This is a genomic window from Achromobacter sp. 1L-A-4-B-C2 (assembly GCF_057291955.1).
This window is the reverse complement of record NZ_JBXAWP010000001.1, coordinates 1,348,321-1,367,270: the sequence shown is the minus strand read 5'-3', so window position 1 is coordinate 1,367,270 and position 18,950 is coordinate 1,348,321. Positions and strand designations below refer to the sequence as shown.

Sequence of the window (18,950 nt, the reverse complement as noted above, 5' to 3'; positions counted from 1 at the left end):
CACACCGCGCCAGCGCGCCGCAGATGCGGCATTGGCGAGTAGGGGCTTGACCAGTTGGTTTTAGATTTACGGCAGGACTTAAGGTATAAGGTTGGGTTGCTACCAACTGTCACCATCGCGACATTCAAGGAACTTTTAGGGTATTCCCGATGCAGCTATCCGACTCCCTTCAACTTGCCGCGGCGTGGTTTCGCGTGCTCAACGCCGAGCAGCAATCGCGCGTCGAGCGGGACCTGTCCGTGCAGCAAGTCGTTGCCGGATCGATCATAGAGCGCAAAGGGGAACTCGCACAGGCTTGGATCGGTGTCTTGGCCGGCTTGGTGAAAGTGTCGGTGGGCAACGCGGAAGGCAAGGTCGCCTCGTTAACGGGCGTGCCCGCCGGCGGCTGGATCGGCGAAGGCTCGCTCTTGAAGCGCGAAGTCCGCAAATATGACATCGTCGCGCTGCGCGATTCCGTCGTGGCGCGGCTGCCGGCGGCAACGTTCGACTGGCTGCTGGACACCAGCATTCCGTTCAACCGTTATCTGCTGCATCAGCTGAACGAGCGCGTGGCGCAGTTCATCGGCAAGGCCGAATACGACCGGCTGCTGGACCCCGATGCGCGTGTGGCCCGCTGTCTGGCTGAACTGTTCAACCCTTTGCTGTATCCCGGCATGGGAATGCGGCTGACGATTACGCAAGAAGAAGTCGGCTATCTGGCCAGGGTGTCGCGCCAGCGTGCGAATCAGGCGCTGCGCAAGCTGGAAGAGGCGGGTCTGTTGAACGTGGAATACGGCGCGGTGCGTGTGCTGGATCTGGACGGCCTGAAACAATACGGGTCGGACCGCAGCACGGTGGAAGGCGAACACGCGGCCTGAAGGCAAGGGCGGTGCGATGTTCCGAAGCCCCGCAGTCCCGCAGCCCGGCAGCCCGGCAGCACTGCAAAAAAATATTCCAAAAAATCCTTGACGTTAAATAGTGCGCTATTTAATATTGCGCAATGAAATCCAAAGCGAAAGCGCCCACCAAACCCAAAAGCGCGTTCAACCCGCTGCTGCTGGACAGCCAACTGTGCTTCGCCTTGTACTCGACCTCGCTGGCGATGAACAAGGTGTACCGCAAGCTGCTGCGCGGGCTGGACCTGACGTATCCGCAGTACCTGGTGATGCTGGTGCTGTGGGAGGGTGAGGACATCACGGTGACCGATATCGGCGCCCGGCTGTTCCTGGATTCGGCCACGCTGACGCCGCTGCTCAAGCGTCTGGAAGCCGCCGGTCTGGTAACCCGCAAGCGCGCGGTGGACGACGAGCGCCAGGTGATCGTGGGGCTGACCAAGCAAGGCCGCGATCTGCGCGAGCAGGCCGAAGCCGTGCCGCATGCCGTGGCCGCCGCCGCCCAGTGCACGCTGGACGAAGCGCAAGGCATGATGAAGGCGCTGCACGCATTGCGGGAAAAGCTGGTCGACAGTATTTGAAGTGTGGGGTGATGCCTGTCATTACCCGGTCAAATAAGTAGTGCGCTATATAGTTGTGTACGATTTAAATGAATGTGAAGCATAGGTTTGCAGCAGGTTTGCAGCAGGTTTTCAGTGGGTTAGCAGTCCTTCAGTTTCAGTAAGTGCCGACGCGGGAAGGCCCGTCCGGCCCAGGCAGTTCAACTTTCATCCTACAAAGGAAACGCATCATGTCTATCGAAAAAGTCCTCTACCGCGCCAATGCAACCGCCACCGGTGGCCGTGAAGGCCGTGGCGTCAGCGATGACGGCAACCTGGACGTCAAGCTGACCACGCCGCGTGAACTGGGCGGAGCGGGCGCGGCCGGCACCAATCCCGAGCAATTGTTTGCCGTGGGCTATTCCGCCTGCTTCCTGGGCGCGATGAAGTTCGTTGGCGGCCGCGACAAGATCGCCATTCCCGCCGACGTGTCGGTGAACGGCATTGTGGGTATCGGCGCCATCCCGACCGGCTTCGGCATCGAAGTCGAATTGAAGATTTCCCTGCCGGGCATGGACCGCGAACAGGCCGAAAAGCTGGTGGCGGCAGCGCACATCGTTTGCCCGTACTCGAACGCCACGCGCGGCAACATCGACGTGACGTTGACCATCGTCTAAGCGTCATTGCACGCACCCCGGCGCGTCTGGGCGCCAGCCGCCCGAACGCCGCCGGGCGGTAACAAGCGCGACGGTTCCGTGTTGAACACACGGCCCGTCGCGCTTTGCGTTGCCGGGACTAGTGCCCGCCGCCCAGGTATGCCGCCACCACCGCCGGGTCGTCCCGCAATTTGTCCGCGCTGCCGTGCACCGAGATCCTGCCGTTCTCCAGCACGTAGCCGTAGTCGGCCACCTGCAACGCGGCTGCGGCAAATTGCTCAACCAGCAGCATCGTCACGCCTTCATCCTTCAAGCGCGCGATGATGCGGAACACCTCTTCCACCAGGATCGGCGCCAGCCCCATCGAGGGTTCGTCCAGCAGCACGAGCTCCGGGTTCAGCATCACGGCGCGCGCCATGGCCAGCATTTGCTGTTCGCCGCCCGACAAGGTACCGGCCAGTTGATCGCGCCGTTCCTTCAGGCGCGGAAACAGATCCATGGCGCGGCCCAGGTCGGCTTGCACATCGCCCTTGGGGCGGCTGCCCGTCAGGCGCGGAAACGCGCCCAACAGCAGGTTGTCGGTAACCGACAGCGTGGGAAACACGCGCCGGCCTTCCGGCGAATGCGCCAGGCCCAGCCGAGCGATGCGGTGCGATTCCAGGCCATCAATGCGCTTGCCGCTCAGTGTGACCTCGCCCGCCGTGGGCCGGATCATGCCCGACAGCGCCCGCATCGTCGTCGTCTTGCCGGCGCCGTTTGAGCCGATCAGCGTCACCACCTTGGCCTTGGGCACCTCCATGCTGATGCCGTGCAGCACCTTGACCTTGCCGTAACCCGCTTCCAGATTCTTGATCGATAGCATCTTGTTGTCCTCTTGGCGTCAGGCGGGCGCACCGCCCAGATACGCCTCGATAACCTTGGCGTTGCTTTGCACTTCGTTCGGCAGGCCTTCGGCAATTTTCTGACCGAAGTCCAGCACCGATACGGTGTCGCACACCCCCATCACCACATCCATATGGTGTTCGATGAGGATCAACGTGATGCCGTGGTCGCGCACCTTGCGGATGATGGCCAGCAGTTCGATGATGTCGGGCGCGGTAAGCCCGGCGGCGGGTTCGTCCAGCAGCAGCAGCTGCGGGTCCAGCGCCAGCGCGCGCGCGATTTCCAGCAGACGCTGCTTGCCGTAGGGCAGGTTGCGCGCCTCTTCGCTTGCCAGGGATTCCAGCCCCACGAATTCCAGCAGCGCCATGGCGCGGGCGCGGGCGCCTTGCTCTTCGCCCTTCCATTTCGGCGTGCGCAGCGCAATGGCGGCCAGGCCGGTGGTGAAGGTGTGGTGCAAGCCGACCAGCACGTTTTCCAGGGCCGTCATTTCGCCGAACAGCTGCACGTTCTGGAATGTGCGCGCGATGCCGGTGGCGGCGATATCGGCCGGTGGCAGACCCACCAGCGACTTGCCCGAGAATTCCACCGCGCCGGCGGTCGGCACATAGATGCCGGTCAGCACGTTCATCATCGTGCTCTTGCCCGACCCGTTCGGGCCGATCAGACCGTGGATGGTGCCGCGCTTGATCGTCAGGTCCACTTCGTTCAGCGCCTTCAGGCCGCCAAACTGCATCAGCACGCGCTTGGCGGACAGCAGTGTCTCGCCCTTGCCCGCCACCACGGCGTCGGGCACCGCGTCCTGTTCATTGACCAGGTCTTTTTTCACCGACAGCGCGGCGCGGCGGTTCGAGAAGAACAGGTTGCGCACAAAGCCCACGATGCCGTCGGGCAGGTAATACACCACGAACAGGATCATGGCGCCGAAGATGGTCAGGCGCCAATCGGTCACGGCTTCCAGCCAGTACGAGAAAATGGCCAGCACGAGGGTGCCCACCACCGGCACGACCACGCGGCGCGGCTCGGCCCGGCCCTTGGACACGGCCACGATGCTGCCCACCGTCACCAACACGGCCACGGCCAGCGCGATCAGGCGGAAGGTGCTGATGTCGTCCAGCATCTTGGGCAGCAGCACGATGATGGATGCGCCGAGCAGCGCGCCCGTGCGGCTTTTGCGCCCGCCCATGATGATGGCCAGCAGGAACAGGATGGTGAGCTCGAAGTTGTACGTGTTGGGCGAGATGTACTGTTCGGAATACGAGTACAGCGCGCCCGCCAGCCCGGCAAAGCCGGCGCTGATCACAAACGCGAACACCTTGTGCCGGTAGACCGACACGCCCATGCAGTCGGATGCAATCGGGCTGTCGCGCAGCGCTTCGAACGAGCGGCCCAGGTGCGACTTCAGGATGCGGTGCACCACGATCAGCGACAGCACCAGCAGCGCGCCCACCAGCCAGAAGTATTCGCTTTTGGTCAGGATGTGCCCGCCGATGGACGGCTTGGGGATCTTGATGCCCAACGGGCCTTCAGTCATGAAGGTCATCTCGTTGATCAGGATCTGGATGATGGTGCCGAATGCCAGCGTGACCATCGCCAGGTAAGGTCCCGTCACGCGTAGCGCCGGCAGCGCCAGCACCGCGCCGAAGGCCGCCGCGATGAGGATGGCGGCGGGCAAAATCACCCAGATGGGCATTTGCAGATGAAAGAACAGTACGCCGGCGACATACGAGCCGATGCCGAACAGGCCGGCATGGCCCAGCGACACCTGGCCGGTGTAGCCCACCACGATATCGAGCCCGAACAGCAGGATCGAATAGATCATGATCGTTTCGATCAGGTGCAGGTAGTACGTATTGGTCACGCCCAGGGGCACGGCGGCCAGGCAGGCCACGGCCACGACGGACAGCAAGAGGTGCAGGGGTTTCATCGCTTACACCTTCTTGATCGCGGTCTTGCCGAACAGGCCGGCGGGCTTGAAGGTCAGCACTAGCAGCAGCAATACCAATCCCGGCACGTCCTTGTACCCCGTCGACAGATAAAAACCGGTGGTCGTCTCCGCAATGCCCAGGATCAGCCCGCCCACGACCACGCCCATGCCGCTGGACAGTCCGCCGATGATCGCCACGGCAAACGCCTTCAAGCCCAGCACCGCGCCCATCGTGGCGCCGGTCAGCGTCAGCGGGGCGACCAGCACGCCGGCAAACGCGGCGGTCAGCGACGACAGCGCATACGAAAACGTGATCACCATGCCGGTGTTGATGCCCATCAGGCCTGCGGCATCGCGGTCATTCGAGGTGGCCACGAAGGCTTTGCCGTAGATGGATTTACGGTTGAAGATTTCCACCAGGATCATCATGCCCAGCGCGCCGAACACCACCAGCAGTTCCATCGGCAGCACGTTGGCGCCCAGCACCTGGATGGGCGCTTCGGGCAGCGGTGACGGAAAGCGCAGGTCGTCGCGGCCCCAGATGTTCTCGGCCACGTTCTTGAAGATGATGCCCAGCGCGATGGTGGCCATGATCCAGCCAAACTCCGATCGCGTCTTGATGGCCGGCCGCACGCCGACCCGCTCGACCAGCGCGCCCTGCGCGAAGCCGAAAATGCAGACGATGGGAATCATGACCCAGTAGTTCACGCCCAGGCCGACCAGCGTCAGCCCGACCAGCGCGCCCAGCATTAGGGCTTCACCCTGGCCGAAGTTCAGCGTGCCGGATGTGGCGAAGGTGAGCTGGTATCCGAACGCAATCACGGCATAGATCATGCCTAGCGCGATACCGCTGTAGATAAGCTGTAGAAGAATCATGGTGTGTGTCTTGATGCGCTGTGTTCCGTCCCAACCCCCTTGGGCAGAACGCTGTTTTCAGGCGGCTGCATGCCCCGCGCCCGATGCGCCGGGCGCGGGCGGCGGCGGCCGGTCAGCCGCCGCCTTCCTGCTTGTTTCACACTTAGTTGGCCTTGACGACGCGGCCGCCCTTGACCTCGCCGATAACCACTTCCTTGGCCGTGATGGCGTCGTGGTTGTCGTGGGTGAACGGCTTGTTGTAGGTCATCACCACGCCTTCTACCGGCGTTTGCAGGTTTTCCAGCGCTTCGCGCACCTTGGCGCCGTCGGTGGAATTGGCCTGCTTGATGGCGGCCGCCAACAGGAAGACCGAGTCATAGCCCTGCGCCGCCGACACCGGGGAATCGATGCGGTTGTTCTTGGGCTTGAACTTGGCCAGGTAGGCGTCGATGAACGCCTTGCGCTTGGGCGAGTCGGGGTCCTGGATGAAGGTTTGCGGCATGCGCGCGCCTTCGCCGTTGGCGCCGGAGTTGTCGATGTAGTTGGCCATGGACAAGGTCCAGCTGCCGATGATCGGCACCTTCCAGCCCAGCTTGGTCATGCCATTGGCGATCTGGGCCAGTTCGGGCCCGATGCCATAGGTCAGCACGGCTTCGGCGCCGGCGGCCTTGGCTTTCAACAGCTGGGCCGTCATGTCGACGTCCTTGATATTGAACTTCTCAACCGCCACGGCCTTGATGCCCTTGGCGTTCAGGGCTTTTTCCAGATCCTCGCGACCCAGCTGGCCGTAGTTGGTGGAATCCGCCAGGATGGCGACTTTCTTGAAGCCACGGCGGGTGATCGCTTCTTCAACGATCATCGGGGCCTGGATGCTGTCATGCGCCGCATTGCGGAACACGTAGTTGTCGGGGTATTCCGGCGCCTTGAACTGGTGCGTGATCACGCTGCCCGTGGCCACGTTGTTGAAGACGGGGATCTTGGCGTCCTGGTAGAAGCGCTGCGAGGCCAGGGCCACGCCGGTGTTGATGTAGCCGACGGTGGCGGCCACTTGTTCCTTGTTGATCAATTCCTGGGCGATCTGCACGCCGCGCTCGTTCTTGGCTTCGTCGTCGCGTTCGACGGCAACCAGCTGGCGCCCCAGCACACCGCCGTTCTTGTTGATCTCTTCAATGGCCAGGCGCACGCCATCGCGCATGCTGACGCCCATGGAGGACGAACCCCCGGTGTACGGGCCGGCCACGCCGATCTTGATGGGGTCGGCGGCGTACGACGCGGCCGATGCAGCAAATGCAAGGGTTCCTGCTAGCAGCTTCAAACGAAAATCCATGGATGTCTCCGTTGTAGTAATTAGTGAACTGCGTGGAAAACCGTGTGCCGGCGCTGATCGGCGTGTTGCGTGATGCGGCGCTCTCCTGTGTTGCGTGTTGTGACTGTCTGCTTAATCGCTTACGCGAATCTGACCGCGCGGGGCTTTTCCGCGTAAATACCTAGTACGTATCTAGTGCGGGCGCACGGGGGCGGCGGGCTGCCGGGGCGCTGCGACGCGGGGGTTGTCGGGGGTGTGGCAGGCAGACAGCGGTGCTGGCGGCATCCTAGCCAGCGGGGAATGAAGGCGTGCGGAAATTCATTCCGCTCGGGGCTGGAAATTTATTCCTGTCCGGGCGGCACGCCGCGTGGTTCCTGGGCTGCGAGTTTGCAGACCTCTTGCAGCCATAGGGAAAACGCTTGGACCACGCTGCGCGGTGCACGCGAGGCCTCGGTGCAAAGGTAGTACTGCGATTCGCCGGGGATATCGATGTGGGTGACGCGCACGAGTTTGCCTTCGTCCAGCCATTCGGCCGCCAGGCTGCGGCGCGTCAGCGCCACGCCCTGGCCCGCGCGAGCAGCGGCCAGCATCATGCCCAGGTCCACCAGCCAGACGCCCCGCGACGGCTCGGGCCAGTCCAGGCCGGCCGCATCCAGCCACGGCCGCCAGGGCTCCATCGGGCAGCGCAACAGCTCAGCACGAGCCAGGTCTTCAGGGCGGTTGAACGGCCCGCGCGAGGCCAGGTAGGCGGGCGAGCACACGGCGAAGACCGGGTCGTCGGTGAGTTGGCGCGCGTGCAGCCCTGGGTACTTGCCGCTGCCGAACCGCACCCAGGCGTCCGCGTTGGGCGGCATGATGTCCAGGTACGGGATGGACAGCAGGATTTCCAATTCCACATCGGGATGCGCAGCGGTAAAGCCGGGCAGATAGGGAATCAGTACCTGGCGGGCAAACGTGGGCGTGGACACGACGCGCAGCGGTTCGGGCTTGGGTTCGCCGCGCTGATGCAGCGACGCGTCGGACAGCAGGTCCAAAGCGGTGCGGACCTGGCTGAGGTAGTCGCGCCCGGCTGCGCTGAGGGTGGCGCCCCGGCTGCTGCGGATGAACAGCGACACGTCCAGCATGGCTTCCAGGGCAGCGATGCGCTTGCCGATGGCGCTGGCGGTGACAAAGAGTTCTTCGCTGGCGCGTTCAAAAGAGCCCAGCCGCGCTGCGGCTTCAAACGCCTGGATGGCGGCCAAGGGGGGCAGCCGCACATCTTTGGAAGGGGAAGGTCCGCGCATGATCGTCTGGCGGGCCGGCCGTGCGCCCGACGAAAGAGTGGCAACGGCGCATTATAAAAGTGAAGCGCGGTCGCCGCGCCTGGAGTGATGCGTGGTCGCGGTCCCTGAAGTGAAGCGGAGTCGCTGCCTTCGCGACCCCGCTCCGTTCAGATGCCCTTGATCGCCAGGCTTGCCGCCAGACCCGCCATGACCACGGCGATGACGCCATCCAGCACACGCCAGGCCAATGCGTTGGCGAAGAAGCGCGCGAACACGCGCGAGCCGATGCCCAGCACGGCCAGCCACAGCAGGCTGGCCGTGAAGGCGCCCGCCGCGAACGCCATGCGCGCGTCGTCAAAGCCATGCGCCAGCGAACCCACCACCACCATGTCCAGCCAGAAATGCGGGTTCAGCAGCGAAAACCCCAGCGCGCCGAGCATCGCGGCGCGGCGCGAGGGCACCACGTCGCGCGCGGCGGCAAGGCCACCCGTGGCGGTCCATGCGCGGCGTGCGGACTGCACCGCGTACCAGGACAGGAAGGCCACGCCGAACCAGAGCACGGCGGTGGTCAGCCAGGGGAACCAGGCGGTCAGCGCTTGCAGGCCCGAGACGCTGGCAAAGATGAACACCGCGTCGATCAACGCGCAAATGGCGACCACGCTGAGCAGGTGCGCGCGCATCAGCCCCTGTCGCAGGATGAACGCGCTTTGCGCGCCCACAACGGCGAACAGACCCAGCCCGGTGGCCGTTCCGCTGGCCCAGGCAGTAAGAAAGAGGGGGGATGACAACGTGGCGAACATGATGCAAATACCTGTGACTGCTACGCCTGTGGCGGCGCTTTATTAAGGGTGCTGACTGAAGAATTCCGAACGCATTGCGCAGTTTGGCAATCACGTATTTTCCCTTGTCACGCCGATGAAATACAGCTAATTTTCCTTTACTGAATTAAGGATAGCTAATCCATGAAAATCGACCATGGCAACCTGCGGGCGCTGGCCGCGGTGGTGCGCGAAGGCAGTTTTGAGCGGGCCGCGCTGTCGCTTAGCGTGACGCCGTCGGCAGTCTCGCAGCGCATCAAGGCACTGGAGGACCGCATGGGCCGCCTGCTGGTCCAGCGCACCGTGCCGGCCGCCGCCACCGCCGACGGCCAGGTGCTGGTGCAACTGGCCGAGCAGACGGCGCTGCTGGAACATGATGCGCTGAACCGGCTGGGCGTGTCGGACGACGACGTGCCGCACGCCAGCATCCCCATCGCCGTCAACCACGACAGCCTGGAAACCTGGTTTGTCGACGCTGCCTTGCAGTTCTCGCAGCGCACGCGGGCCACGCTCGACATGCTGTCTGAAGACCAGGACCACACCGCCGCGTTATTGCGCAACGGTTCGGTGCTGGGCGCCGTGACGACGCTGGCCGATCCCGTGCAAGGTTGCCGCATCCATTCGCTGGGCAGCATGCGGTATGTGGCGACCTGCACGCCGGACTTCCACAAGCGCTATTTCGCCCAGGGCGTCAACGCGCAGACGCTGGCGCAGGCGCCGGTGCTGGTCTTTAACCGCAAGGATGCGTTGCAGGCGCGCTTTGCGCACAAGATATCGGACCCGGCGCCGTGGCAGCCGCCGGTGTGGTGGGTGCCGTCCACCCGCGCGTTCGTGCAGGCCACGCTGGGCGGACTGGGGTGGACGATGAATCCACTGCCGCTTGTCCAAGAACACCTTGATGCCGGTCATCTGATGATGCTTCGCAGCCGCGCCTGGGAGGATGTGCCGCTGTATTGGCAACATTGGCGGGTAAACTCCGAGGCGATGCAAGCCTTGACCGATTCGGTTCTGTCAGCCGCCCGCAGCTTGGTCCGGCGGCGTTAACCCACCAGGAGGACACCCCTATGAACATCCGCAAGTTCGCACTCATTGCCGCCATTGGCCTGTGCACGGCCGGCTCGGCGTGGGCCAAGGACTACAAGGTTGGCCAGATCGAGGTCGACGACCTTTGGGTGCGCGCCTCGGCGCCGGGCCAGTCGAATGGGGCGGGCTACATGGACATCGACAACGATGCCAAGTCCGAGGACCGCCTGCTGTCGGTGACGTCCGACGCCGCCGAACGGGTCGAGCTGCATACCGTGCAGACCGAGAACGGCGTGTCGAAGATGCGTCAGGTGGAAGGCGGTATCGCGCTGCCCGCCGATACCGAGGTCAAGCTCAGCCCGGGCGGTTATCACGTCATGTTCATCAAGCTGCGCGCGCCCTTCAAGGACGGCGCCACCGTGCCCGCCACGCTGAAGTTTGAAAAGGCCGGGGAAGTCGCCGTGCAATTCAAGGTCAAGCCGGCGTCGCATAACCCCGACATGAGCCACGATCACGGTGCGATGAAGCACTAAGCACGACGCCGGCCCCGCGCCCAGGTCAGTACAGGCCTTGCTGGCGCATGGCGTCGGCAACCTTGACGAAGCCGGCGATGTTGGCGCCGTCCAGGTAGTTGACGTATTCGCGTTCGCTATGGCCGTGGCGCACGCAGTTCTCGTGGATGTCGCGCATGATGGCGTGCAAGCGCGCATCCACTTCTTCGCGCGTCCATGCCAGCCGCGCGGAGTTCTGCGCCATTTCCAGGCCCGACACCGCGACGCCGCCCGCATTGGTGGCCTTGCCCGGCGCGTACAGCACGCGCGCGGCGATGAAGGCCTTGGCGGCATCCAGCGTGGCCGGCATGTTGGCGCCTTCCGCCACGCACAGCACGCCATTCTTGATCAGCGTTTGCGCATCGGCCAGTTCCAGCTCGTTCTGGGTGGCGCAGGGCAGCGCCACGTCGACGGGGACGTGCCACGGTCGCTTGCCGGCTTCGTATTTCAGCCCGAATTGCTGGGCATAGGTGTCCAGGCGGCCGCGCAGGTCGTTCTTGATGTGCATCAGCGCGACCAGCTTTTCGTGCGTGAAACCGGCGTCATCGACCACGGTGCCGTTCGAATCCGACACGGTCACGACCTTGGCGCCCAGCGACATGGCTTTTTCGATGGCGTATTGCGCCACGTTGCCCGAGCCCGAGACCGACACGCGCAGGCCGTCGAACGACTTGCCCACGCGCTTGAGCATTTCCTCGGCGAAGTACACGGTGCCGTAGCCGGTGGCTTCCGGGCGGATCAGGCTGCCGCCAAAGGTCAGGCCCTTGCCGGTGAAGACGCTGGCGGTCGAGTTCGACAGCTTTTTCATCATGCCGGCCATGAAGCCGACTTCGCGAGCGCCCACGCCGATATCGCCGGCCGGCACGTCGGTGTCGGGGCCCAGGTGGCGATACAGCTCGATCATCAGCGCCTGGCAGAAACGCATGACTTCGGCGTCGGACTTGCCCTTGGGGTCGAAGTCCGAGCCGCCCTTGCCGCCGCCCATGGGCAGCGTGGTCAGCGAATTCTTCAGCGTTTGCTCAAACGCCAGGAACTTCAGGATGGACAGGTTCACCGACGGGTGAAAGCGCATGCCGCCCTTGAAGGGGCCGATGGCCGAGCTGTGCTGGATGCGGAAAGCGCGGTTAACCTGGGCCTGGCCACGGTCATCCGTCCAGCACACGCGGAACTGGATCACGCGTTCCGGCTCGACCAGGCGCTCAAGCAGGGCGTGCTCGGCGTAGTGAGGGTGCTTTTCGATGAAAGGCCACAGGCTCAGCATCACCTCTTGGACGGCTTGCATGAACTCGGGCTGCTGCGGGTCGCGCGCGGCGACGCCACGCAGGAAGTCGTCCAGACTCTGCACTTTCAACTTGATCTCCTCGGGGGTGCTACGAATGGGTGCGTCTTGCGCCATTGTGGGGCGCGGTTTGTTTGTTCTGGTGCATCGACTGCACCGTCATGGTGCGCAAGTGTATGGGAAATTTGTTGCCCTGCGCAAAGGGCCGGTGCTGCGGTAGAGCGTTGAAAAGAAAGCGCTTTTTTCTGTGTATAAACAGGGACGTATAACCGGGAGATATCGCGTTTTCGCGGCGGAATACGCGTTAAGGATCGCCCAAGCGTTGATTTCGTAGGGGATTTGTATGTGTCCCCGTTTTATATCGTGGTGTCGGCCAGGGCAGAAACATCGCCAAGCCCTGCAAACAAAGGGGTTTGGGGCGCGGCGGTGGGATACCGACCGCCGGCGGGTGGGACTATGCGTCCCTAATTAATTTTTTCGTAAGGGACGCCGAAAGACCGCGGGTAGGGTCAAGCCGGCAGGGCGGGCACGCTTGGCGCGGCCCGCCCCAACGTATTACAGCGTGGCGTCGTAATCGATCGTCAGCGGTGCATGGTCCGAGAAACGCTCGTCCTTGTAGATCGCCACGTTGCGCGCGCGGGCGGCAATGCCCGGGGTGGCGATCTGATAGTCGATGCGCCACCCGACGTTCTTGGCCCAGGCCTGGCCGCGGTTGCTCCACCAGGTGTACTGGTCGGGCCGGTCATCGATGGTGCGGAACACGTCCACGAAACCGCGCTTGTCGAACACGTCGGTCAGCCAGGCGCGCTCTTCGGGCAGGAAGCCCGAGTTCTTCATATTGCCCTTCCAGTTCTTCAGGTCGATTTCCTTGTGCGCGATGTTCCAGTCGCCACAGATGACGAACTCGCGGCCCGTGGTCTTGTGTTCGTGCATCAGGGCATCGATCCAGGGGCCGAAGCGATCCAGGAACCGGTATTTGGCCTGCTGGCGTTCGTCGCCGCTGGAGCCCGAGGGCAGGTAGGCGCTGATGACGGACAGGTTCTTCCAGTCGGCGCGGATGATGCGGCCTTCGGGGTCGAATTCTTCGCAGCCCAAGCCGATGTTCACGCGTTCGGCGGCATCGCGCAGGTAGATGCCCACGCCGCTGTAGCCTTTCTTGACGGCATGGTGGAAGTGGCCGGTGTAGCCGGGCGGGTGACGCAGATCTTCAGTCAGGTCCGCGTCGGCGATCTTGATTTCCTGAAGGCAAAGCACGTCAGCGGCGTGCTTTTCCATCCACGGTTGCAGGCCCTTGCGAAAGGCGGACCGGATGCCGTTGAGATTGATCGACGTGATGCGAAGCAAAGCGAAACTCCTGTAGAGCGGCCGCCAGGGGCCGGAACAATGCCAGGAATTTAACCGACTGGGCGGCAGGGGCAGGGAATAGCCCCGACAACGGATAAAATGCCGGGGTTTGCCATCCACCGGACTCACTCGCATGCCCGCCGCCGCTTCTTCCTCCCCGTCTCGCCCCACTTCCCTGGAATTTGTTCGCTTCGCGCTCGACGAAGGCGTGCTGCGCTTTGGCAGCTTCAAGGTCAAGTCGGGCCGGATCAGCCCCTATTTCTTCAATGCCGGCCTGTTCAACAGTGGCCGCGCGGTGGGCAAGCTGGCGCAGTTCTATGCGCAGGCGCTGCTGGATTCCGGCGTGCAGTTCGACATGCTGTTCGGCCCCGCGTACAAGGGCATTCCGTTGGCCACCGCAACGGCGGTGGCGCTGGCGGGCCACCCGGCGATGGACGGGCGTAACGACGTACCGTTCGCCTACAACCGCAAGGAAGCCAAGGACCACGGCGAAGGCGGCACGCTGGTCGGCGCGCCGCTTCAGGGCAAGGTCGTCATCATTGACGACGTGATCACGGCCGGCACTTCGGTGCGCGAATCGGTGGAGATCATCCGCAACGCGGGCGCCGAGCCGGCCGCCGTGCTGATTGCCATGGACCGCATGGAACGCGCGGGCCCCGACGACGCGCTGTCCCCGCATTCCGCCGTGCAGGACGTGGCCAAGACCTACGGCATTCCGGTGGTGGCGATTGCATCGCTGTCGGACATCATGGCCTTGCTGCAAGACGATGCCGCCTTCGCGGAAAACCGCGATGCCGTGCAGGCGTATCGCACGAAGTACGGGGTGAAGTAACGCTGCTGGGATGGATGGCCGGCCGCGGCAATGCGCCGCGGCCTTTTGTAGGACTGATCCCCGTATGGGCTATCAGATCAGCCGCCCAGCTTTTCCTTGAGCAGGTCGTTCACTTGTTGCGGGTTTGCCTTGCCGCGCGCGGCCTTCATGATCTGGCCCACCAGCGAGTTAAACGCCTTTTGCTTGCCTGCCCGGTACTCTTCCACGATGGCCGGGTTGGCGGCCAGCACCTCGTCGATCATGGCGCCGATGGCGCCCGTGTCGCTGATCTGCTTCAGGCCGCGCGCGTCGATGATGGCATCCGCGTCGCCGCCGTTCTCGCCGGCCCACATGGCGCCGAAGACTTCGCGGGCGATCTTGTTGGAGATCGTGCCGTCGATGATGCGGCTGATCAACGCTGCCAGCGCGGGCGCTTGCACCGGCGATTCGGCGATGGTCTTTTCGTCCTTGTTCAAGGCGGCGGACACCTCACCCATGACCCAGTTCGCGGCCAGCTTGGCCTGGCCGGCCGGCAGCGCGTTGGCCACTGCCTGGAAGTAGGCGGCCAGATCGCGGCTGACGGTCAGTTGGGCGGCATCGTAGGCGGGCAGGCCGTATTCCGATTCGAAGCGGGCGCGCTGGGCTGCCGGCAGTTCGGGCATGGCGGCGCGCACCTCGTCGACCCAGGCGCTGGAGATCACCAGCGTGGGCAGGTCGGGGTCGGGGAAGTAGCGGTAGTCGTGCGCGTCTTCTTTGCTGCGCATGCTGCGCGTTTCGTCGCGGTCGGCGTCGTACAGGCGCGTTTCCTGCACCACCGTGCCACCGTCCTCGATCAGTTCGATCTGGCGGCGCGCTTCGTAGACGATGGCGCGTTCCAGGAAGCGGAACGAGTTGACGTTCTTGATCTCGGTGCGGGTGCCGAATTCTTTTTGGCCGACGGGGCGCACGGACACGTTGGCGTCGCAGCGGAACGAGCCTTCCTGCATGTTGCCGTCGCAAATGCCCAGCCACACAACCAGGCTGTGCAGCGCGCGCGCGTAGGCCACGGCCTCGGCCGCCGAGCGCATTTCGGGCTCGGTCACGATTTCCAGCAGCGGGGTGCCGGCACGGTTCAGGTCGATGCCGCTGGCGGGCGACCCATTGGCCAGCGTGAAGTCGTCGTGCAGCGATTTGCCGGCGTCTTCTTCCAGGTGGGCACGCGTCAGGTTGATGGTTTTTTCTTCTTCGCCGACGAAGAACGACAGCGAGCCACCCACCACGACGGGCAGTTCGTACTGGCTGATCTGATAGCCCTTGGGCAAGTCGGGGTAGAAGTAGTTCTTGCGCGCAAAGACCGAGCGCGGCGCGATGGTCGCGCCCACCGCCAGGCCGAAGCGGATGGCGCGTTCAGCCGCGCCCCGGTTCATGACCGGCAGGCTGCCCGGCAACGCCAGGTCGACCTCGTTGGCATGCGTGTTGGGCGCCGCGCCGAATTGCGTGCTGCTGCCCGAAAAAATCTTGGAGTCGGTGGAAAGCTGGGTGTGCGTTTCCAGGCCGATGACGATTTCCCAGTTCATTATCTGTAGTTCCAATCAGTAGAGCCGCGGCTGCGATGCCAGCGGCGCCGGGCCGCCCGAAACGCCGGCGGTCCCCTGGGGGGAGCGCGAACGTTGGGGGCGTGTGGGCATCATCACAGCGGGGACCGCTTGTGCCAGTCCGTCACTTGTTGGTAGCGGTCGGCGATGGCCAGCAGCCTGCCTTCGTCGAAGTAATTGCCGATGATCTGCAAGCCGACGGGGCGCTTGCCGTTGTCGCCGCCAAAGCCGCACGGGATCGACATGGCGGGCAAGCCGGCCAGGCTCACGCCGAGCGTGTAGACGTCGGCCAGCCAGTCGGCGGTGGGGTCGTCGCGGTTGTCGCCGATGTTCTTGGCGACCGACGGCGTGACGGGGCCCATGATGACGTCGCACTGGCCGGCGTAGGCGCGCTGGAAATCCTGCGCGATCAGGCGGCGCAGGCGTTGCGCTTGCAGGTAGTAGGCGTCGTAGTAACCGTGGGACAGCACGTACGTGCCGATCAGGATGCGGCGCTTGACCTCGTCGCCGAAGCCTTCGGCGCGCGAGCGGCTGATCATCTCGTTCAGGTCGCCGTACTGCTCGGTGCGGTGGCCGTAACGCACGCCGTCGTAGCGCGCCAGGTTGCTGGACGCTTCCGCCGGGGCGATGACGTAGTAGGCGGGGATGGCCAGTTCCGTGCGCGGCAGCGACACGGGCACGCGCACGGCGCCCAGCGCTTCGAACTGCGCCAGCGCGGCTTCCACCGCGGCGGCCACGTCGGCCGCGAGGCCCGCGCCGAAATACTCTTCGGGCACGCCGATGCGCAAGCCCTTCAGGGGCTGGCTGCCGGCGCCGTCGAACGCGGCTTGCGCGGCGTCGAAGTCGCGGCGCACGCGGCCGGGTTCGTTGACGGCGCCATCGCATTTTTCCAGGCTGGTGGCATCGCGCGGATCGAAGCCGCTGATGACGTCCAGCAGCTCAAGCAGGTCGCGGCTGCTTTGCGCCAGCGGGCCGGCCTGATCCAGGCTGGAGCCGAACGCCACCATGCCGTAGCGCGACACGGTGCCATACGTGGGCTTGATGCCGCTGACGCCGCACAGCGCGGCGGGCTGGCGCACCGAACCGCCGGTGTCGGTGCCGGTGGTGGCCGCCACCAGTCGGGCGGCGACCGCGGCGGCCGAACCGCCGGACGAACCGCCCGGCACGGCCGCGTGGTCCCAGGGATTTTTCACCACGCCGTAGGCCGAGTTCTCGTTGCCGGAACCCATGGCGAATTCGTCGCAGTTGAGCTTGCCGATGGACACGGCGCCCGCCGTACCCAGGCGTTCGACCACGGTGGCGTCAAACGGGCTGACGTAGCCGTCCAGCATCTTGCTGCCGGCGGTGGTGCGCCAGCCACGGGTCACGAACGCGTCTTTGTGGGCGATGGGCACGCCGGCCAAGGGGCCGGCCGAACCCGCGGCCAATGCGGCGTCGGCGGCGCGCGCCTGGGCCAGCGTCAATTCAGCGTCAATATGTAAAAAGCAATTCAGGCCGCTGGCCGCATCGGCGGCCGCCAAGGCGCTTTGCGCCAGTTCGACGGCGCTGACCTGGCGTTGGGCGAGGGCCGCGCGCAAGGCGGCGATCCCCTCGAATTGGGTATGCAAGGCGGGTTTTGTCATGGCTTAATCGAGGACTTTGGGGACCAGGAACAAGCCTTCCTGGGCGTCGGGGGCGTTGGCCAGCAGCGCCTCGCGGCGTGTTTCCGAGCTGGCCTCGGTCACGGCGTCTTCACGCAGGCGCAGCACGATGTCCTCATGGGCGGACAGGGGGTGGGCCAGCGGTTCGACGCCTTGGGTGTCGACGGACTGAAGCCGTTCGATCAAGTGGAGAATGCCGTTGAGTTCGGCCTGCGCAAGGGTGCGCTGGTCGGGGGTCAGTTCGATTCTGGCCAGCCGGGCAATGCGGGCCACATCTGTGTCATTGAGCGCCATAGGGATTGCAAAATCGATAAGCGAAGGCCGAAGGGCGGGACCGGGCAGTATGTATGCGCCGATCCCGTTACAAAGCTTGAATAGCCTGCATTTATGCGCTATTTCCGGTGAAATTATAAGTTATGATTCACGGTTTAATCGCCGTGATGACAGGCGGACCCGACCTTTTTCGGGCCAAACGCCCCATGGCATGAACCCAATTCCCCCCAGAATTTAGCTGAGCTCCCATGTTCGGATTCCTGCGCAGTTATTTTTCCAGCGATATGGCGATTGACCTCGGTACCGCCAATACGCTGATTTACGTCCGCGGCAAGGGCATCGTGCTCGATGAGCCCTCCGTGGTCGCAATCCGTCATGAAGGCGGGCCTCACGGCAAAAAGATCATCCAGGCCGTCGGCCACGAAGCCAAGCAGATGCTCGGCCGAGTTCCCGGCAATATTGAGGCCATCCGGCCCATGAAGGACGGCGTTATCGCCGACTTCACGGTCACCGAACAGATGCTCAAACAGTTTATTCGCATGGTGCACCCCCGCAACATGCTGGCTCCCAGCCCGCGGATCATCGTCTGCGTGCCTTGCGGTTCCACCCAAGTCGAACGTCGCGCCATCCGTGAATCGGCGTTGGGCGCGGGCGCCTCGCACGTCTTCCTGATCGAAGAACCCATGGCCGCGGCCATCGGCGCCGGCCTGGCCGTGTCCGACGCCAGCGGCTCCATGGTCGTCGACATCGGCGGCGGCACCACCGAGGTGGCAGTCATCTCGCTGGGCGGCATGGTCTACAAGGGTTCGGTGCGCGTGGGCGGCGACAAGTTCGACGAAGCCATCGTCAACTACATCCGCCGCAACTACGGCATGCTGATCGGCGAACCCACCGCTGAACTGATCAAGAAGGAAATCGGCTCGGCATTCCCGGGTTCCGAAGTCCGCGAAATCGAAGTCAAGGGCCGCAATCTGGCCGAAGGTGTGCCGCGCAGCTTCACGGTCTCGTCCAACGAGATCCTGGAATCGCTGACCGACCCGCTGAACCAGATCGTGTCCGCGGTGAAAATCGCGCTTGAGCAGACCCCGCCGGAACTGGGCGCCGACATCACCGACAAGGGCATCGCCCTGACCGGTGGCGGCGCGCTGTTGCGCGACCTGGATCGCCTGCTCCAGGAAGAAACCGGCTTGCCCGTCGTGGTGGCCGATGATCCCCTGACCTGCGTCGTGCGCGGTTGCGGCGAAGCGCTGGAACACCTTGAGAAACTGGGCGCCATCTTCATCAACGATTAATACCGCCCGCCAGCCCGGAGCCCCGCTTTTTTTCGGCTCCGGCCGCTGC

General features: G+C 64.2%; 18 protein-coding genes. 7 read left to right on the top strand and 11 right to left on the bottom strand.

Annotation, left to right across the window (positions count from 1 at the left end):
- Positions 1-149 precede the first annotated feature (149 nt).
- From AC0Z35_RS06275 to AC0Z35_RS06265, 3 genes are all read left to right on the top strand, one after another.
- Positions 150-857 (top strand): Crp/Fnr family transcriptional regulator, encoded by a 708-nt coding sequence (locus AC0Z35_RS06275; RefSeq protein WP_219991367.1) that lies wholly within the window; start codon positions 150-152, stop codon positions 855-857.
- A gap of 122 nt (positions 858-979) precedes the next feature.
- Positions 980-1,453, top strand: coding sequence for a MarR family winged helix-turn-helix transcriptional regulator (locus AC0Z35_RS06270; protein WP_046803046.1), 474 nt, complete (start codon positions 980-982; stop codon positions 1,451-1,453).
- 209 nt (positions 1,454-1,662) lie between these two features.
- Entirely contained in the window at positions 1,663-2,088 is a 426-nt protein-coding gene (locus tag AC0Z35_RS06265; protein ID WP_006216338.1) for an organic hydroperoxide resistance protein, read from the top strand.
- A gap of 118 nt (positions 2,089-2,206) precedes the next feature.
- On the opposite strand, the gene AC0Z35_RS06260 is transcribed toward AC0Z35_RS06265, so the two are convergent.
- The 6 genes from AC0Z35_RS06260 to AC0Z35_RS06235 form a co-directional block, all read right to left on the bottom strand.
- The gene (locus AC0Z35_RS06260) at positions 2,207-2,929 is read right to left on the bottom strand and encodes an ABC transporter ATP-binding protein (RefSeq protein WP_046803048.1); all 723 of its coding nucleotides are present in this window, start codon (positions 2,927-2,929) and stop codon (positions 2,207-2,209) included.
- Positions 2,930-2,947: 18 nt separating this feature from the next.
- Complete coding sequence (locus AC0Z35_RS06255) at positions 2,948-4,873, bottom strand: branched-chain amino acid ABC transporter ATP-binding protein/permease (RefSeq protein ID WP_485131109.1); 1,926 nt, start codon at positions 4,871-4,873, stop codon at positions 2,948-2,950.
- Positions 4,874-4,876: 3 nt separating this feature from the next.
- The gene (locus AC0Z35_RS06250) at positions 4,877-5,749 is read right to left on the bottom strand and encodes a branched-chain amino acid ABC transporter permease (protein ID WP_006216335.1); all 873 of its coding nucleotides are present in this window, start codon (positions 5,747-5,749) and stop codon (positions 4,877-4,879) included.
- A gap of 142 nt (positions 5,750-5,891) precedes the next feature.
- Positions 5,892-7,055 (bottom strand): ABC transporter substrate-binding protein, encoded by a 1,164-nt coding sequence (locus AC0Z35_RS06245; protein ID WP_046803050.1) that lies wholly within the window; start codon positions 7,053-7,055, stop codon positions 5,892-5,894.
- Between the two features lie 320 nt (positions 7,056-7,375).
- Positions 7,376-8,317 carry a LysR substrate-binding domain-containing protein gene (locus tag AC0Z35_RS06240; protein WP_185975331.1) on the bottom strand — a complete coding sequence of 314 codons (942 nt, stop codon included), beginning with the start codon at positions 8,315-8,317 and terminating at the stop codon, positions 7,376-7,378.
- A gap of 146 nt (positions 8,318-8,463) precedes the next feature.
- Positions 8,464-9,096 carry a LysE/ArgO family amino acid transporter gene (locus tag AC0Z35_RS06235; protein ID WP_319302012.1) on the bottom strand — a complete coding sequence of 211 codons (633 nt, stop codon included), beginning with the start codon at positions 9,094-9,096 and terminating at the stop codon, positions 8,464-8,466.
- Positions 9,097-9,258: 162 nt separating this feature from the next.
- Here AC0Z35_RS06235 and AC0Z35_RS06230 point away from each other — a divergent pair, with 162 nt between their 5' ends.
- Positions 9,259-10,158 carry a LysR family transcriptional regulator ArgP gene (locus AC0Z35_RS06230; protein ID WP_104142614.1) on the top strand — a complete coding sequence of 300 codons (900 nt, stop codon included), beginning with the start codon at positions 9,259-9,261 and terminating at the stop codon, positions 10,156-10,158.
- A 20-nt stretch (positions 10,159-10,178) separates the two neighbouring features.
- On the top strand, positions 10,179-10,670 hold the full coding sequence (locus AC0Z35_RS06225; RefSeq protein ID WP_485131110.1) for a copper chaperone PCu(A)C: 492 nt from the start codon (positions 10,179-10,181) through the stop codon (positions 10,668-10,670).
- A gap of 25 nt (positions 10,671-10,695) precedes the next feature.
- On the opposite strand, the gene gdhA is transcribed toward AC0Z35_RS06225, so the two are convergent.
- Together gdhA and AC0Z35_RS06215 are read right to left on the bottom strand one after the other, a co-directional pair.
- A complete protein-coding gene (gdhA, locus tag AC0Z35_RS06220) occupies positions 10,696-12,039 on the bottom strand; it encodes an NADP-specific glutamate dehydrogenase (protein WP_205571594.1) in 1,344 nt (447 codons plus the stop codon).
- A gap of 483 nt (positions 12,040-12,522) precedes the next feature.
- A complete protein-coding gene (locus AC0Z35_RS06215) occupies positions 12,523-13,311 on the bottom strand; it encodes an exodeoxyribonuclease III (RefSeq protein WP_104142617.1) in 789 nt (262 codons plus the stop codon).
- Positions 13,312-13,444: 133 nt separating this feature from the next.
- On the opposite strand from AC0Z35_RS06215, the gene pyrE reads away from it, so the two are divergent.
- Positions 13,445-14,143 carry an orotate phosphoribosyltransferase gene (gene pyrE / locus AC0Z35_RS06210; RefSeq protein ID WP_104142618.1) on the top strand — a complete coding sequence of 233 codons (699 nt, stop codon included), beginning with the start codon at positions 13,445-13,447 and terminating at the stop codon, positions 14,141-14,143.
- A 77-nt stretch (positions 14,144-14,220) separates the two neighbouring features.
- On the opposite strand, the gene gatB is transcribed toward pyrE, so the two are convergent.
- The 3 genes from gatB to gatC form a co-directional block, all read right to left on the bottom strand.
- Positions 14,221-15,678 (bottom strand): Asp-tRNA(Asn)/Glu-tRNA(Gln) amidotransferase subunit GatB, encoded by a 1,458-nt coding sequence (gene gatB, locus AC0Z35_RS06205; RefSeq protein WP_046803058.1) that lies wholly within the window; start codon positions 15,676-15,678, stop codon positions 14,221-14,223.
- A gap of 113 nt (positions 15,679-15,791) precedes the next feature.
- Complete coding sequence (gene gatA, locus AC0Z35_RS06200; RefSeq protein ID WP_219991363.1) at positions 15,792-17,318, bottom strand: Asp-tRNA(Asn)/Glu-tRNA(Gln) amidotransferase subunit GatA; 1,527 nt, start codon at positions 17,316-17,318, stop codon at positions 15,792-15,794.
- 3 nt (positions 17,319-17,321) lie between these two features.
- Positions 17,322-17,630 (bottom strand): Asp-tRNA(Asn)/Glu-tRNA(Gln) amidotransferase subunit GatC, encoded by a 309-nt coding sequence (gatC, locus tag AC0Z35_RS06195; RefSeq protein WP_046803060.1) that lies wholly within the window; start codon positions 17,628-17,630, stop codon positions 17,322-17,324.
- A 227-nt stretch (positions 17,631-17,857) separates the two neighbouring features.
- Between gatC and AC0Z35_RS06190 the strand changes: the two genes are divergently transcribed.
- Entirely contained in the window at positions 17,858-18,901 is a 1,044-nt protein-coding gene (locus tag AC0Z35_RS06190; protein ID WP_006216320.1) for a rod shape-determining protein, read from the top strand.
- Positions 18,902-18,950: the final 49 nt, after the last annotated feature.

Bases quoted from the DNA above. Each gene is read 5' to 3' on its own strand.
- gatC (WP_046803060.1), bottom strand. From the start codon at position 17,630: ATGGCGCTCAATGACACAGATGTGGCCCGCATTGCCCGGCTGGCCAGA.
- AC0Z35_RS06230 (WP_104142614.1), top strand. From the start codon at position 9,259: ATGAAAATCGACCATGGCAACCTGCGGGCGCTGGCCGCGGTGGTGCGC.
- AC0Z35_RS06250 (WP_006216335.1), bottom strand. From the start codon at position 5,749: ATGATTCTTCTACAGCTTATCTACAGCGGTATCGCGCTAGGCATGATC.
- AC0Z35_RS06225 (WP_485131110.1), top strand. From the start codon at position 10,179: ATGAACATCCGCAAGTTCGCACTCATTGCCGCCATTGGCCTGTGCACG.
- AC0Z35_RS06265 (WP_006216338.1), top strand. From the start codon at position 1,663: ATGTCTATCGAAAAAGTCCTCTACCGCGCCAATGCAACCGCCACCGGT.
- AC0Z35_RS06270 (WP_046803046.1), top strand. From the start codon at position 980: ATGAAATCCAAAGCGAAAGCGCCCACCAAACCCAAAAGCGCGTTCAAC.
- AC0Z35_RS06260 (WP_046803048.1), bottom strand. From the start codon at position 2,929: ATGCTATCGATCAAGAATCTGGAAGCGGGTTACGGCAAGGTCAAGGTG.
- pyrE (WP_104142618.1), top strand. From the start codon at position 13,445: ATGCCCGCCGCCGCTTCTTCCTCCCCGTCTCGCCCCACTTCCCTGGAA.
- AC0Z35_RS06240 (WP_185975331.1), bottom strand. From the start codon at position 8,317: ATGCGCGGACCTTCCCCTTCCAAAGATGTGCGGCTGCCCCCCTTGGCC.
- AC0Z35_RS06190 (WP_006216320.1), top strand. From the start codon at position 17,858: ATGTTCGGATTCCTGCGCAGTTATTTTTCCAGCGATATGGCGATTGAC.
- gatB (WP_046803058.1), bottom strand. From the start codon at position 15,678: ATGAACTGGGAAATCGTCATCGGCCTGGAAACGCACACCCAGCTTTCC.
- gatA (WP_219991363.1), bottom strand. From the start codon at position 17,318: ATGACAAAACCCGCCTTGCATACCCAATTCGAGGGGATCGCCGCCTTG.
- AC0Z35_RS06255 (WP_485131109.1), bottom strand. From the start codon at position 4,873: ATGAAACCCCTGCACCTCTTGCTGTCCGTCGTGGCCGTGGCCTGCCTG.
- AC0Z35_RS06235 (WP_319302012.1), bottom strand. From the start codon at position 9,096: ATGTTCGCCACGTTGTCATCCCCCCTCTTTCTTACTGCCTGGGCCAGC.
- AC0Z35_RS06275 (WP_219991367.1), top strand. From the start codon at position 150: ATGCAGCTATCCGACTCCCTTCAACTTGCCGCGGCGTGGTTTCGCGTG.
- AC0Z35_RS06245 (WP_046803050.1), bottom strand. From the start codon at position 7,055: ATGGATTTTCGTTTGAAGCTGCTAGCAGGAACCCTTGCATTTGCTGCA.